A 14,701-nucleotide genomic window follows, 5' to 3' on the forward strand; every position below is an offset into this window, starting at 1 on the left:
CTCCCCCGTCAATAAGAAAACTCGCACCACGCATCTAAACGCGATCGGCCGCCGCCCGCTAGAGGGCGACGGCCGATCATGCTTTGACCTGCGATTTTACCGAATTACTTGCTGGAGGGTCCGACCTCGATCGTCATTTCGGTGCCCTCGTAGGACTCCTTGAGGATCTTGATCTTGGTGTTGGTGTCAGTGACCTTCACCGAGCCGGTCGGGTTCTCGTCGTAGTAGTACTTGCCCTTGCGGTCGTCGAAGACGAGGTTGGTCGGCTTCGGCTTCAGGAAGAGCGACTCACCGTTCTTGTGCAGGGTGAAGGCGTCCGTCGAGTACGCGCTGAAGGTGGCGTCGTACGGCTGGATCTTGTTGCGCAGCAGGGTGCCGTCCGACCACTTCATCGGCTTGGCGTTGGCGTCGATCGGAAGGATCAGGCCCTGGCCGGGGTGCTGGCTGGTGTTGTTGTCCTTCTGGGAGGTGTCCCAGAGCCAGATCAGCAGGCCGTCCTGGTACGGGTAGTGCTCGACCCAGTCCGGACGGGTGTTCGCGTGACCGAAGTTGTACGGGCCGACCTTGAGGGTCTGGTCGAACGAGACGTAGCGACGGTTCTCGGCCAGGTAGTACTGCGCGTACTCCTTGGTGAAGCCGGCGCCGATCCGGGAGAAGCCCTTGCCCGTCCAGCCGTTGTCGCCGTTCTCGGCGCCGTCGGTGAACAGCGGGGAGCCGTCCGCGGTCAGGGTGACGGCGTCGGCCGTGAAGCCCTTGCCGCCCGCGCCGCCGTCCGTCTGGTAGCGGAAGCGGAGGTCGACCTTCTTGCCCGCGTAGGCGTCCAGCGGGAAGTTGAGCGACTTCCAGGCACCCGAGACACCGGTCAGCGAGGGGCTGCCGGCCGCGTCGACCGGGAGGGCCGCGCCGTCGGCGGTGCCGGCCAGCGCGGTCCAGTTGGCGCCGCCGTCCGTGGACACCTCGGTGTAGAGGTAGTCGTAGTCGGCCTCGATGTCCCACCAGCCCTTGAGGGACAGGGCGGCGGAGGTCTTCCCGGTGAGGTCGACCGAGCGGGTCAGGGTGTTCTTGAGGTCGTCACCCATGTTGCTCCACCACTGCGAGGAGCCCTCGGCGGGAGCGACGATGTCGGTCTTGACCTGCTTCTTCGGCAGCTCGACGACCAGCGCCTGCTTGTCCTTGGTGTTGTACGCGGAGACGCCCAGCTTGTGCGTGGACTTCGTCGCGGCCTTCGCCTGGTCGAAGTTCAGCCAGCCCAGCTGGAGCTTGTCCCAGGCCGTCATGTCGCCCGGGAGGTCGCCTATGGACTCCTTGCCGGTGCCGAGCCAGGAGCCCGCCGACATCAGGGACCAGAAGCCGACGCCGTTCTCGCCGCCACCCGAGGTGTCGTAGAGGTCCGGGAGGCCGAGGTCGTGACCGTACTCGTGCGCGAAGACGCCGAGGCCGCCGTTCTCCGGCTGCATCGTGTAGTCGCCGACCCAGATGCCCGTGTCACCGATCTGCGTGCCACCGGCCTTGTTGCCCTCGGGGCCGGTCTTGCCCGCGCTGGTGCCGTACGCGTACCAGCGGTGCGCCCACAGGGCGTTGGTGCCCTGCGCGCCGCCACCGGCCGACTCGTCCTCGCCGGCGTGGACGACCTGGAAGTGGTCGATGTAGCCGTCGGACTCGTTGAAGTTGCCGTCGCCGTCGAAGTCGTAGCGGTCCCACTGGTCGTACTGGGCCAGCTGCGCCTTGATCTGCGCGTCGGTCTTCCCGGCCTTCTTCTGCGCCTCGGTCCACGCCAGGACGCCGTCCTTGACGGTGTCCCACACGTTGGAGCAGTTGGTCTGACCGCAGTAGTTCGAGCCGTAGCGCGCCTCGTTGTACGGGATCTTGACCCAGTCGGCGACCTCGCCCTCGACCGAGTAGCGACCCGAGGAGGTCTTCTCGTAGTAGGTCTTCAGCGAGTTCTTGCCCTGGCCGGTACCGAAGTACAGGTCCTGGAAGTAGGAACGGCTGAAGTCCTTGCGCCAGGCGGTGCTGTTGTCCTGCGCGCGGTCCGGCTGGGCGATCTGGTTGTGCAGCGGACCGGGGGTGCCGCCGTACTTGGGGGCCGGCGGCTTCGGGCCGTCCGGACCGTCCGGGTCGTGCATGGTCGTGTTGTCGACCTGGTCACCGAACTCGACGAGGATCGTGAAGATCTTGTCGGTCTTCTCGCGGCCGAGCTCGACGTACTTCTTGTCGTCGAGCTTGACGACCTTGGAGGCACCGCGCTGCTCGATGCCCTTCTTGCCCGACAGCACCTGGTCAAGGGCCGCCTCGCGCTGCTGCGCCTGCTGCTTGCTGAACGGACCTTCGAGGTCGTGCTTGACCTTCTCCTTGGACGGAGCGGTCGGGTCCTGGTGGTCGGCCGCGGGTGCGCCGCCCCAACTGGAGTCGGCGGTGGCCGTGGTGAAGAAAGCGCCGGAAGCGGCGGTCGCGGCCATCGTCACGCCGACGGCGGCGGCACGCAGCGCGCGCTTCCTTGCGGAGTTACTGGTCACTTGATGTCGTTCCCCTCCCGCGGCCGCAACGTAGGTCGGAACGTCTCCATAGGAGCGGGGGGTTCCGCGCGGCGCGCGTCTCAAGTGACGACATTTGACCGGAGAGTCGAAAGAAAAGACAGACCTTGACTTGTTCCTTACAACTGCACTATGCGGTCAGTCAGTTCCGCTATTCGGACGTTCCGCAGCCTTACGGGTCCTTCCGGGGCGAAGGCCCCCGCCGCTCCCCCGGTCGAGAACCCGTCCGGAATCCCTCGCGATCGGCCGGAGGATGAGCCGTGTGCGCCCCCCGTGCTCCGATACCGGGGGTGGGGCCACGCATACCGGTCCGTCGGCTCGGGCATCCCGTCAGGGAGTCACTTGACACGCGCACCTGTCGAGCCCGAGCCCCCCTCCCCGCTCCGAGGACGGAAACCGCCATGCCCCGACCGACTGCCGCACAGCTCGCCTACGGGTCCGCCACCGTCATCGTGTCGACGATCGCCATGCTCCTGCTCTCGCAGACGAGCACCGGACTCGGGGTGGCCGTCATCTCCGCCGCCGCGCTCGCCCTCGGCCTCCTGGTCGCGCTGACGGTGCCCGCGCCGCGCCGCCGCGGCCGGCACGCCGCCCCGCCCGCCCGTCAGGGCGCCGAGGGAACCTCCCCGGCGACGACCCGGTCCGCCGGCGCCGACGCGGAACACCCCGTGCACCACTGATCCCCCACGCCACCGGACCCGGCCGCCACCGGGTCCGGACACAAGGGTGCGGGCGGCCGCCCCCCTTCCGGGGGACGGCCGCCCGCGACGGGACGCCCGGTTCGGTGCGTCGACCGGGTCAGGTATTCGCCCTGACCACCACGGTCTTGGCGACCTTGTCGTGCAGGCCCTGCTTGTACGGCTTGTCGATGAGCATCGACACGATCAGGGCGAGCGGCCACAGGCACAGGCAGCAGACCAGGGTCGGGATCCACAGCAGCGCGGCCCGGCCGAGCGCGGCGTTCGAGGGGGGCACGCTGCCGTCGTTGAGCATCGCGGTGCGCAGGCCCAGCGCCTTCTTGCCGAGGGTCTGGCCGTTCTTCTTGGTGAACCACCAGTCGTAGCCCACGTACACGATGATCGAGATCAGCGTCCACACCAGGCCGGTACCGCTGTACGAGCGGGTGATGATCTCGGTCGCGTCCTCCCCCTGGTTCGTGTCGACGGTGTACCGCCGCGTGTTGAACGGGAGCTGGATCAGGTAGAGCGGCACCCCGACGATGAGCACGTCGATGACGCGTGCCGCGAGCCGCTTGCCGAAGTCCGCGAGCGGCGGCATCCCGGCGAGCGGGTCGGGCATGCCGTAGCCGCCTCCCCCGCCGTACGGGTCACCGCCGCCGCCGTACGGGGGCGGCGGGGGCGGATATCCGCCGCCGGGGCCGCCCGGGCCGCCGGGGCCGCCCGGGCCGCCGGGGGGCGGCGGAGGTGGAGGCGGTGGGTATCCGCCGCCACCGCCGGAAGGCGGAGGGGGATACCCGCCGCCACCGGTGGGCGGCGGGCCGTACGGCGAGCCACCCGACGGAGGCGTCGGTCCCTGGGGCTTCTTGAGGAACGGGTCGTCCTCGGGCGGCTGGCCCGGCGGCGGCTGGTCGGTGCTCATGGCCCGAGTCGAACCCGGGCCCGCGCGGCCCGCAACGGGACCGCGTCCGTTCGGGGGAGGAGCTGCGCCTACCGCGCGACGTAGGTGCCGGCCGCCTTGTCGTGCCAGGCCTGACGGCGGGTCCGGTCGAAGAGGGACCGCAGGCTGCCCGGCAACCCGAGGAGGGCGCCGACCAGCCAGCGGCGCAGGGCCGCGCCGAAGGAGGGCGGGCGCAGGGTGGCGACGGCCAACACCCGGACGCCGCAGAGCTTCTTGCCCGGGGTACGTCCCCAGCGGGCGGTGGGCAGCACCTCGTAGAGCACCCCGAAGAGCAGTACGGCGGCCAGCAGGAGGCACCCGTACCCGACGGTGGTGGCGTCGAGGAGCCAGACGGTGGTGGTGCGCCCGCTCCCCCGGGCGGCGTCGACCTTGACCTGGAGGTGGTCCGTCACCCGGGGCACCAGCGGGACGGCGGCTCCGGCCGTGACGGCGGCGAGGGCGAGGGTGTCCAGGGCGCGGGCCAGGGCGCGGCGGACCAGCCCGGCCGGGCGTACGGCCCGTTCGGCCATCCGCTCGAACACGGCCCGGGTCGTGGCCGGCGCGGCCGGCTGCGGCAGGTTCTCCGGGAGGGTGGGCCGGCGCCGGGGCGCGGGCTCGGGGCGGCCCTCGTCGTCCCAGGGGACGGCCGGGCGCGGCCGGGCCTCCTCGCCGGCCGTGACGCGGGTCGGCGCGGGCTCGGCGACTTCGGTACGGGACTCCGTGACGCGGGTCGGCGCGGGCTCGGCGACGTCGGTACGGGATCCGGTCGGGCGGGCCCCGCGGACCTCGGCGTCCCGCGGCGCGGCCGGGCGGGCGGGCTCGGGCCGGGGCGCGGGGGCGGCGGGCGGGGCCGGGTGGGCGGCGGGACGGGCCGCGGCCTCCCAGGGCGCGGCCGGGGCCCGTGGGGCGGGGGCGGGGCGGCCCGCACCCGGCGGAGCGGGCTGCGGGGCGGCGGAGCGGGCGGGGGTCGCCTCGGGCCAGGACGAGGTCAGGCCGGACACGCCGCCGCCGGGGGCGTCGGGCCACGCGGGCGGACGGGCCGACAGGATGCCCACGCTCTCGGCGGCGGCCTGCGCGGGAAGCCGCCGGGCGGCGGGGGCGGCGGGGGCGGCGGCCTGCGCCGTCTCGCGGGCCAAGGAGATCCCGCCGGCGGGGCGGCGTTCGGGTTCCGGCTCGCCCGGCTCGCCCGGGCCGCCCCAGGAGACGCGGACGTCACGGGGGCCACCGAAGCCGGCCTGATGGGCGGGGTCGGCCTGCCAGCCCGGCGCCGAGGGCCGGGGTTCGCGTCCCCGCTCGCGTTCCGGTTCGCGTTCCGGTTGGTGGTCCGGTTCGGGGAGCGCCTCGGTCACGGAGGTCTCGTCGAGGAACAGCGGCCCGGTCTCGTCCGCGGGGACGGCGGGGCGGCTCGTACCGGGCACCCAGGCCGCGCCGTTCCAGTACCGGACGTACCCGGGGATGGACGGGTCGGGGTAGTAGCCCTCGCGGGCAGCGTGTTCGCCGTCACCAGGGGAGGCCGTCAATGTCCCCAACTCCGATCGTGGCTTGAGGCTTGTGCAGGGGAGGACCCAAGGGGAGGACCATAGCCAAGAACCCCCTCCCGACAGGTCCGGTAACGGGAGATTCCAAGCCTTCGGGCGAACCTCCGCCCTTTGTTCGCCCCGCGAGGAGCTCGCGGGGGCAGGCGGTGGAACCGCCCCGACACCCACCGGCACCGGAGCCGTCCCCACCCGATCCCGACCATCGACTTTCGGCCGCTTGACAAGTTTTCGGCCAATCTGCGGTTCGTGCCCCGAACCCGCGTCATCGCCGGCCCGCCGCGCGCTCTCTGCGGGTGCGGGGCCCGGTCCGGTCCCGCGCCCGGACACGAACGCACCGAAGCGAGGCCGTCATGCAGCATCCCGTCATCGAACGCGAGCTGGAACTCAAGCTGGTCCTGTCCCCCGAGCGCGCCATCTCCGTCCCCGCCCGGCTGCTCTACCTCCTCGACGACCCGTTCGCCGTGCACATCACCTTCCACACCGGCTCCAGCACCCCGGTCAACTGGACGTTCGCCCGCGAGCTGCTCGTCGAGGGGGTGTTCCGGCCGTGCGGGCACGGGGACGTCCGGATCTGGCCGACGAAGATCGACAACCGGGCGGTCCTGTGCATGGCCCTCAGCTCCCCCGACGGCGACGCCCTGCTGGAGGCCCCGGCCGGCGCCGTCTCCGCCTGGCTGGAACGGACCCTGCGCGTGGTCCCGCCGGGCACCGAGGCCGACCGGCTCGGCCTGGACGCGGCGTTGGCGGAGCTGCTCGCCCCGACCCCGGCCGACGACCTGTGGCTGCGGGACCCGTGGCCCTCGGACGAGTCGGCGGACGGGGAGGCGTGATGCGGGGACGGACGCCGGGCCGCCCCCGGGGGTTCACGTCAGAACAGCTTGCCGGGGTTCAACAGGCCGAGCGGGTCGAAGGCGTGCTTGACGCCGCGCTGCATCTCCAGCCCGACCGGCCCGAGTTCGCGGGCCAGCCACTCCTTCTTCAGCACCCCGACGCCGTGTTCGCCGGTGATGGTGCCGCCCAGCTCCAGCCCCAACGCCATGATCGCGTCGAAGGATTCGCGGGCCCGGCGCACCTCGTCCTCGTCGGCGGGGTCGAAGCAGACGACCGGGTGGGTGTTGCCGTCGCCCGCGTGCGCGCAGACCCCGATGAGCAGGTCGTACGTACGGGCGATGGCCGCCGTGCCGTCGAGCATTTCGGCGAGCCGCGAGCGCGGCACGCACACGTCGTCGATCATCGTCGCGGGCCGCAGCGCCTCCAGCGCGGTCAAGGACATCCGCCGGGCCTGGAGCAGCAGTTCGGACTCCGCCGCGTCCTCGGCGGGGACGACGGCGGTGGCCCCGGCGGCCCTGCACAGGGCGGCGACGGCATCGAGTCCGGCGGCGGCGTCCGGGGTGTCGAAGGCGGCCAGCAGCAGGGCCTCGGTGCTTTCGGGCAGCCCCATCTTCCCGAGGGCGTTGACGGCGCGGATGGTCGTACGGTCCATCAGCTCCAGCAGCGAGGGCGCCAGGCCCGCCTCCATGACGGCGCACACGGCCGCGCAGGCGGCGGCGACGGAGGGGAACTCGGCGGCCAGCGCCAGCTGTCGGGGCGGCGCGGGCCGCAGCGCGAGGACGGCCCGCACGACGATGCCGAGGCTGCCCTCGGAGCCCACGAACAGCCGGGTCAGGTCGTATCCGGCGACCCCCTTGGCCGTGCGCCGCCCGGTCCGCATCAGCCGCCCGTCGGCCAGCACCACGTCGAGGCCGATCACGTACTCCGCGGTGACCCCGTACTTGACGCAGCACAGCCCGCCCGAGGCGGTGCCGATGTTGCCGCCGATGGTGCACTGCTCCCAGCTGGAGGGGTCCGGCGGGTAGTACAGGCCCTGCGCGGCGACCGCCCGCGAGAGCACGGCGTTGACCACTCCGGGCTCGACGACGGCGATCCGGTCGACGGCGGAGACCTCCAGGATGCGGTCCATCTTCACGAGGGACAGCACGATGCAGCCGTCGCCCGCGTTGGCGCCGCCCGACAGGCCCGTCCGGGCGCCCTGCGGGACGACGGGGATCCGCAGCTCGGTGGCGGTGCGCATGACGTGCTGGACCTGTTCGACGGTCCGGGGCAGGGCGACGACGGCCGGGGTGCCGGCGGCGCAGAAGCTCGCCATGTCGGTGGCGTAGGAGGTGGTCACCTGAGGGTCGCTCAGGAGGGCTTCGGCAGGGAGCCCTTCGGCGAGGCGCGCGAGGAGCCGCGCGGCGAGCTCCGGGGGCAGCGCGGCGGGCTGCGGTGCGGGCAGCGCGGCGGACTTCGGTGCGGGCAGCCGTGCGGAGAGGTCATCAGCCATGGGGCCAGCGTGACACCCGGGGCCATCGGTGTGAACACGGCCGCGACCGGCTTCGGGCATCCCGGCACGCTCTTCATATTGACGCACAGTGACCCCATGGAGCGTATCGACGAGGAATCGCAGCAACCCGCGCCGCCCGTGACCTTCACCGGCCGCAAGACGGTCGTGGCGGCCGCGGTCGCCGTGGTCCTGATCGCCGGCGCCCTGCTGATCCGCCCGGCCCGCCCGGCCGACGACGCCCGCCCTCCGGGGCCCACCGAGCGGGCCGCCTCGGCGGTCGGCATGGGCGCCCCGCCCGCGGCGGTGGACCTGACGGCGCTGGTGGCGGACCGGGAGCGGTGGGTCGCGGGGCATCCCGACGACGACGCCTCGTGGGCGGTGCTCGGTACGGCGTACCTGGAACAGTCGCGGCGCACGGCCGACCCCGGCTGGTTCCCGAAGGCGGAGAAGGCCCTCAAGCGCTCGCTGGGGCTGCGGCCCGCCGAGAAGGGCAACTTCGACGCGATGACGGGCATGGGCGCCCTGGCCAACGCCCGGCGGGACTTCGGCACGGGCAAGAAGTGGGGCGAGCTGGTCCGGGCGCAGGCGCCGAAGCGCTGGACGGCGTACCCGGTCCTGGTCGACGCGTACACGGGCCTCGGCGACTACAAGGCCGCCGAGAAGGCCATGGAGCGACTGACGGAGCTCCGGCCGGGCCTGGTGTCCCACCTGAGGGCCGCCCAGGTGTACCGGGACCGGGGCTGGCGCGAGGACGCGGTGGTGTCGCTGGAGCACGCGGGGGGCGCGGCGAAGGCCCCCGCGGAGAAGGCGTACGTCCTGTACCGGCTCGGGGAGATGTCCTGGGAGCGGGGCGAGGTGGCGGAGGCGATGCGGCAGTTCGAGGCCGCGCTGCGCACGGACCCGGCGCAGTCGGACGCCCTGGGCGGCCGGGCCCGCGCCCTGGCGGCACTGGGCCGCTCCGGGGAGGCGGTACGGGACTACCGGCTGGCGCTGGGCCGCACCCCGCAGCCGCGGCTGGCGCTGGAGCTGGGCGAGCTGCTGCAGTCGCTGGGCCGGGACGAGGAGGCGCGCGCGCCGTACGCGTCGCTGTCGGCGCTGGCGGCGCGGGGCGCCACGAACGGGGTGAACGAGGAGCTGGTGCTCGGCCTGTTCGAGGCGGACCACGGCGATCCGTCGGCGGCGGTGCGCCGGTTGTCGGCGGAGTGGTCGCGGCACAAGAGCGTGCAGGTCGCGGACGCGCTGGGCTGGGCGCTGCACCGGCTGGGCGATGACGAGGCGGCGCTGGAGTACGCGAAGAAGGCGACCGAGCTCGGGCTGCGCAACGCCGAGTTCTCCTACCACCGGGCGATGATCGAGCGGGGCCTGGGCGACGACGAGGCGGCCCGCCGGCACCTCCAGGAGACGCTGCGGACGAACCCGCTCTTCTCCCCGGTACGGGGTCCGCTGGCCAAGGAGGCGCTGGCCGCGATCGGGCAGCAGGCATCCGGCGGCCCGGAGAACATGCAGCCGAGCAAGCCGTGGGTGGCTCCGGAGATGCCCAAGCCCCGTCCGAAGCCCAAGCCCAAGCCGAAGCCGCAGGCCGAGTCCAAGCCGAAGGCCGAACCGAAGGCGGAGCCGAAGCCGAAGACGGAACCGAAGGCCGAACCGAAGCAGCCCGACGCGCCCGCCCCCGGGGCCGCGGCGCCGAACCCCGCCCCCTAGTGCTGGGGCCGCTCGACGCGGCGCCCCGGCCCCGCCGGAGGGCGGGGCCGGGGGCGGGATCCTCGGACGTGACGTGCGCGGCGGCTACAGGTTGCCGCGCTTGTCCTGCTCGCGCTCGATCGCCTCGAACAGCGCCTTGAAGTTGCCCTTGCCGAAGCCCATGGAGCCGTGGCGCTCGATGATCTCGAAGAAGACCGTCGGCTTGTCCTGCACCGGCTTGGTGAAGATCTGCAGCAGGTAGCCGTCCTCGTCGCGGTCGGCCAGGATCTTCAGCTCGCGCAGCTCGTCGATCGGCACGCGGGTGTCGCCGACCCACTCGCCGAGGGTGTCGTAGTAGCTGTCCGGGACGGACAGGAACTGCACGCCCGCCGCGCGCATGGTGCGCACGGTCGCGACGATGTCGTTCGAGGCGAGGGCGATGTGCTGGACACCGGGGCCGCCGTAGAACTCCAGGTACTCGTCGATCTGCGACTTCTTCTTCGCGATCGCCGGCTCGTTGATCGGGAACTTGACCTTCTTGGTGCCGTCCGCGACGACCTTGGACATCAGCGCCGAGTACTCGGTCGCGATGTCGTCGCCCACGAACTCCTTCATGTTCGTGAAGCCCATCACCTTGTTGTAGAAGGCGACCCACTCGTTCATGCGGCCGAGTTCCACGTTGCCGACGCAGTGGTCGATGGCCTGGAAGGTCCGCTTGGCGGGCGCGGCGACCATCGGCTCGACGGCGACGTAGCCCGGCAGGTAGGGGCCGGTGTAGGCGCCGCGCTCGACCAGCGTGTGGCGCGTCTGCCCGTACGTCGCGATCGCGGCGAGGACGACGGTGCCGTGCTCGTCCTTGACCTCGTGCGGCTCGTCCAGACCGCGGGCGCCCTGCGCGACGGCGTACTCGTACGCGGCGCGGACGTCCGGGACCTCGATGGCGAGGTCGATGACCCCGTCGCCGTGCTCGGCGACGTGCTCGGCGAGGAAGCGGCCGTGGTCGGTGGCGGGCTTGATGACCGAGGTCAGGACGAAGCGCGCGGAGCCGTTGGTCAGGACGTAGCTCGCGGTCTCGCGGCTGCCGTTCTCCGGTCCGGAGTAGGCCACGAGCTTCATGCCGAAGGCGGTCGAGTAGTAGTGCGCGGCCTGCTTGGCGTTTCCGACGGCGAAGACGACCGCGTCCATGCCCTTCACCGGGAAGGGGTCTGCCTCACGCGCGGTGGCCGGGGTGGTGTCGAGGGTCTCAGTCATGACCGCAGATTCCCGCCCTTCCACAAGCTGCGCAATAGTTTCGATTTCGGCTGTACAACCTGACCAGCACAGCCGCAGGATGGCTGAAAGATCTGCGCAGTATGACCAGCGGTACGAGCGGCTTCGCCGCGCCGGGAGGAATCCATGGGAATCGACGAACTCGACGGCCGGCTCATCGTCCTGCTGGCCCGCGAGCCGCGGATCGGCGTACTGGAGGCCTCACGCCGGCTCGGGGTGGCGCGCGGCACGGTGCAGGCGCGGCTGGACCGGCTCCAGTCGAAGGGCGTCATCCGCGGCTTCGGCCCGCAGGTGGACCCGACGGCCCTCGGCTACCCGGTGACGGCCTTCGCCACCTTGGAGATCAAGCAGGGGCAGGGCGCCGACGTACGGGCACACCTGGACGGGGTGCCGGAGGTGCTGGAGCTGCACACGACGACGGGACACGGGGACATGCTGTGCCGCCTGGTGGCCCGCTCCAACGCCGACCTCCAACGGGTCATCGACCGGGTCGTCGGCTTCGAGGGGATCGTGCGGGCGTCGACGGCCATCGTGATGGAGAACCCGGTGCCGCTCCGGATCATCCCGCTGGTGGAGCAGGCGGCGGCGGACGGGGAGGACTGAGGGGGTTCGTTCCCGCTCCCTCCGGGGGCGGCCGGGACGCTCGAAAGTTACAAAGACCTCTCTGCAAAGAATCCCTTGCAGAGAGGTCTTTGTAACTCTACTGTTGAGGCATGCCCGAGGAGAAGACCGAGAACCCCGAGAACCCCGTCCCCAACGTCCGCACCCTGGACGCCCATTCGCTGCGCGGCCTCGCCCACCCGTTGCGCATCCGCATCCTGTCCGCGCTCCGACTGAACGGGCCGGCCACCGCCTCGCAGCTGGCGGAGCGCCTCGGGGAGTCCAGCGGGGCCACCAGCTACCACCTGCGCCAGCTGGCCGCGCACGGGTTCGTCGAGGACGCCCCGGAGCACGGCAAGGGCCGCGAGCGCTGGTGGCGGTCGGCCCACGACGGCACCAAGTTCGACGAGACGCTGATGTACGACGACAACCCCGAGACGCGCGGCGCCGCCGACGCCTTCCTGCACGAGATCGCGACGATCCACGCGCAGGAGGTCAACACCTGGATCGGCGACGCCGTCCACTGGAGCAAGGAGTGGCGCTCCTCCTCGGACATCAGTGACTTCACGCTGCGGCTGACCGCCGGGCAGAGCCACGAGCTGACGCACCGGATCCACGACCTGATCAACAGCTACCGGGACCTGCCGCCCGCCGAGGGAGCGGAAGCCGTCCGCTTCCACACGCACACGCTGCCGCGCCGCGACCCCGCGTAGTCCGCGTAGTCCGCGTAGTCCGCGTAGTCCACACAACCGCACAGCCCCCGCAGCCACCAGGCGGCCCGCCGGTCCTGCCCGCGCCGCCCCGTACCCACCCATGCCCTGAAGGAGTCCTGCCGTGCACGCCTTCGACCACGCCCTGAACCACACCGCCCGCACCACCGAGCTGGCCGCCGAGGCCGCCGCCTGGCACCTCGCCCACGAGGCCGCGCCCGCGCCCGCTGCCGCCGCCACCACCACGCCCGTGCCGACCGTGCTGCCCGCCCTGCGCAACCGGCTCGGGGAGGTGCTGGTGAGCGCCGGGATCCGGTTGATGCAGCCGGCCCACGTCCCCGCCCGCGTCCACCGGCCCACCGCGTGAGCCGTCATCCGTTCACGGCGGTTCTGGCCGCCAACACGATCTCCATAGCCGGTAGTTCGCTCACCCTGATCGGCGTCCCGTGGTTCGTGCTCCAGACCACGGGCAGCGCCGGCCGGGCCGGGATCGTCGCCTTCTGCGCCACCCTGCCCGTCGTGGTGGCCGCGCTCGTCGGCGGCCCCGTCATCGACCGGATCGGCCGCCGCCGGGTCTCCGCCGCCTCCGACCTGGTCTGCGCGCTGTCCGTCGGCGCGATCCCGTTGCTGCACCACGCGGGGCTGCTGGAGTTCTGGATGCTGTGTGCGCTGATGGCCGTCACCGGCCTCGTCCACACCCCGGGTCTGACCTCGCGCTACGTCCTGCTGCCCAGCCTCGCCGAGCACGCCGGTACCAGCCTGGCCCGGGCGGCCAGCCTCTACGACGCCGTCTCGCGCGGGGCCCGGATGATCGGCGCCGCCGTGGCGGGGCTGCTGATCGCCGCCTTCGGCGCCGGAACGGTCCTGCTGGTGGACGCGGCCACCTTCGCCGCCTCCTCGCTGCTGGTCGCCGTCTTCCTGCGCGGAGTTCCGGCCGCCGAGCCCCAACCGGCGACCGGGAAGGTCTCGTTCGCCTCGTACCGGACCGAACTCGTCGAGGGTTGGGTCTTCCTGACCCGTTCGCGGCTCCTGTTGGGCGTCACGGTGATGGTCATGGTGACCAACGGGCTGGACCAGGGCTGGTCCGCGGTCCTGCTGCCGGTCCACGGCGACGAGGCCCTGGGCGGGCCCACCACCCTAGGCCTGATGGTCTCCCTCTTCGGCGGCTTCGCGCTGCTGGGAGCCCTGTTGTACGGGATGTGGGGCGAAAGGTTCCGCCGCCGGACGGTGTTCGCGGTCGCCTTCCTGATCTCCGGCGGCACGCGGTACCTCGTCGCGGCCTTCACCGACACCCCGCTGCCGCTCGCGGTCACCATGGCCCTGGCCGGCCTGGCCGCGGGCGTGCTCAACCCGATCCTGAGCACCGTCGTGTACGAGCAGGTGCCGGAGGACCTGCGCAGCCGCGTCAGCAGCGTGTCCACGGCGGGCGCCGAGCTGGCCATGCCGATGGGCGGGCTCGCCGCGGGCCTGCTGGTCGACGGCTTCGGGGTCGTCCCGGCCCTGCTCCTGTTCGGCGGCGTCTACGTCCTGACCACCCTGACGCCACTGGTCTTCCCGGCCTGGCGCGGCCTGGACCGGAGCCCGTCGGGGATCAGCAGGACGGAACCTTCTCGTTCCGGTTCAGTGCCCGCAGCGAGCTCACCGCGTCCGTCAGCGAAGTGACGGGGATCAGCCGCAGCCCGTCGGGCAACTCCGCCCGCGCGTCCGAGCATTCGGCCTTCGGCACGAGGAACACGCTCGCCCCGTCGCGCTGGGCGGCCTGGGTCTTCAGGCCCACTCCGCCGACCGGGCCGACCGCCCCGTCCGCGGCGATGGTTCCCGTACCGGCGACGGTGCGGCCGCCCGTGAGGTCGGCGCCGCTGCCGTCGCCGTCGAGCTTGTCGACGATGCCGAGGGAGAACATCAGTCCGGCGCTCGGGCCGCCGACGTCGGCGAGGTTCAGCTCGACCTTGACGTCCTTCGGGTCCTTGCGCAGGAAGCCGAGGGCGGCCTGGGCGGCGGCCGACTGGGACTTGGTCATCTCCTCCAGGTTGTGCGCCTCGATCTCCTTGTCGCTTCCGCCCGACGGGTACACCGCCTCGCGGGGCATGACGGCCTCGCCGGTGCCGAACCAGTACCGGAGCAGTTCGGGCAGCTTGATCGTCGAGGACGGGCCGGTCGCCCGGATGGTGGTCATCCGCAGCTGGCCCTTGGTGTCGCGGACCGGGACACCGGAGATGGAGATGACGGGCTTGCCCTGGTCGGAGCCCAGCACGTCGGCCGTGGGGCCGGGTACGGCGACCACGTAGGGCAGCGGCGCGAAGGCCGCCACGGCGAACAGCCCGATGACGGGCGCGGCGCAGACGGCCAGGGCGGCGGGACGCGGCAGACGTGTGAGGCGTGAGAGCACCCGGTCAATCTACCGACCCGACCGGCCCGCGCCCCTCCCCC

13 protein-coding genes are annotated in these 14,701 nt (G+C 72.3%); 7 read left to right on the plus strand and 6 right to left on the minus strand.

Annotation, left to right across the window (positions count from 1 at the left end; all coding sequences use genetic code 11):
- Positions 1-104: 104 nt before the first annotated feature.
- Complete coding sequence (locus AB0D46_RS24430) at positions 105-2,459, minus strand: immune inhibitor A domain-containing protein (RefSeq protein ID WP_362880448.1); 2,355 nt, start codon at positions 2,457-2,459, stop codon at positions 105-107.
- A 476-nt stretch (positions 2,460-2,935) separates the two neighbouring features.
- Here AB0D46_RS24430 and AB0D46_RS24435 point away from each other — a divergent pair, with 476 nt between their 5' ends.
- Entirely contained in the window at positions 2,936-3,214 is a 279-nt protein-coding gene (locus tag AB0D46_RS24435) for a hypothetical protein (protein WP_362880405.1), read from the plus strand.
- A gap of 118 nt (positions 3,215-3,332) precedes the next feature.
- Here AB0D46_RS24435 and AB0D46_RS24440 read toward each other — a convergent pair whose 3' ends face one another.
- Together AB0D46_RS24440 and AB0D46_RS24445 are read right to left on the minus strand one after the other, a co-directional pair.
- Entirely contained in the window at positions 3,333-3,833 is a 501-nt protein-coding gene (locus AB0D46_RS24440) for an RDD family protein (protein ID WP_362880407.1), read from the minus strand.
- 368 nt (positions 3,834-4,201) lie between these two features.
- Entirely contained in the window at positions 4,202-5,671 is a 1,470-nt protein-coding gene (locus tag AB0D46_RS24445) for an RDD family protein (protein WP_362880408.1), read from the minus strand.
- 368 nt (positions 5,672-6,039) lie between these two features.
- On the opposite strand from AB0D46_RS24445, the gene AB0D46_RS24450 reads away from it, so the two are divergent.
- Complete coding sequence (locus AB0D46_RS24450; protein ID WP_362880410.1) at positions 6,040-6,519, plus strand: SsgA family sporulation/cell division regulator; 480 nt, start codon at positions 6,040-6,042, stop codon at positions 6,517-6,519.
- Between the two features lie 38 nt (positions 6,520-6,557).
- Here the strand turns inward: AB0D46_RS24450 and AB0D46_RS24455 are convergent, their stop codons facing one another.
- Positions 6,558-8,012 carry an FAD-linked oxidase C-terminal domain-containing protein gene (locus AB0D46_RS24455; protein ID WP_362880411.1) on the minus strand — a complete coding sequence of 485 codons (1,455 nt, stop codon included), beginning with the start codon at positions 8,010-8,012 and terminating at the stop codon, positions 6,558-6,560.
- A gap of 96 nt (positions 8,013-8,108) precedes the next feature.
- Between AB0D46_RS24455 and AB0D46_RS24460 the strand changes: the two genes are divergently transcribed.
- Entirely contained in the window at positions 8,109-9,713 is a 1,605-nt protein-coding gene (locus AB0D46_RS24460; protein ID WP_362880412.1) for a hypothetical protein, read from the plus strand.
- Positions 9,714-9,797: 84 nt separating this feature from the next.
- Here AB0D46_RS24460 and hppD read toward each other — a convergent pair whose 3' ends face one another.
- Complete coding sequence (gene hppD, locus AB0D46_RS24465; protein WP_362880413.1) at positions 9,798-10,943, minus strand: 4-hydroxyphenylpyruvate dioxygenase; 1,146 nt, start codon at positions 10,941-10,943, stop codon at positions 9,798-9,800.
- A gap of 144 nt (positions 10,944-11,087) precedes the next feature.
- On the opposite strand from hppD, the gene AB0D46_RS24470 reads away from it, so the two are divergent.
- The 4 genes from AB0D46_RS24470 (at position 11,088) to AB0D46_RS24485 (ending at position 13,933) form a co-directional block, all read left to right on the plus strand.
- Entirely contained in the window at positions 11,088-11,564 is a 477-nt protein-coding gene (locus AB0D46_RS24470; RefSeq protein WP_362880414.1) for an Lrp/AsnC family transcriptional regulator, read from the plus strand.
- A gap of 110 nt (positions 11,565-11,674) precedes the next feature.
- On the plus strand, positions 11,675-12,274 hold the full coding sequence (locus AB0D46_RS24475; protein ID WP_362880416.1) for a helix-turn-helix domain-containing protein: 600 nt from the start codon (positions 11,675-11,677) through the stop codon (positions 12,272-12,274).
- Positions 12,275-12,395: 121 nt separating this feature from the next.
- Positions 12,396-12,638, plus strand: a complete 243-nt coding sequence (locus AB0D46_RS24480; protein WP_362880418.1) for a hypothetical protein — start codon at positions 12,396-12,398, stop codon at positions 12,636-12,638.
- A complete protein-coding gene (locus AB0D46_RS24485) occupies positions 12,635-13,933 on the plus strand; it encodes an MFS transporter (RefSeq protein ID WP_362880420.1) in 1,299 nt (432 codons plus the stop codon). The genes AB0D46_RS24480 and AB0D46_RS24485 overlap by 4 nt, the downstream gene beginning before the upstream one ends.
- Here AB0D46_RS24485 and AB0D46_RS24490 read toward each other — a convergent pair.
- Positions 13,863-14,660 carry a S16 family serine protease gene (locus AB0D46_RS24490; RefSeq protein ID WP_362880421.1) on the minus strand — a complete coding sequence of 266 codons (798 nt, stop codon included), beginning with the start codon at positions 14,658-14,660 and terminating at the stop codon, positions 13,863-13,865. The genes AB0D46_RS24485 and AB0D46_RS24490 overlap by 71 nt on opposite strands.
- Positions 14,661-14,701 lie beyond the last annotated feature (41 nt).

Source organism: Streptomyces sp. NPDC048383, assembly GCF_040651775.1.
Classification (GTDB): domain Bacteria; phylum Actinomycetota; class Actinomycetes; order Streptomycetales; family Streptomycetaceae; genus Streptomyces.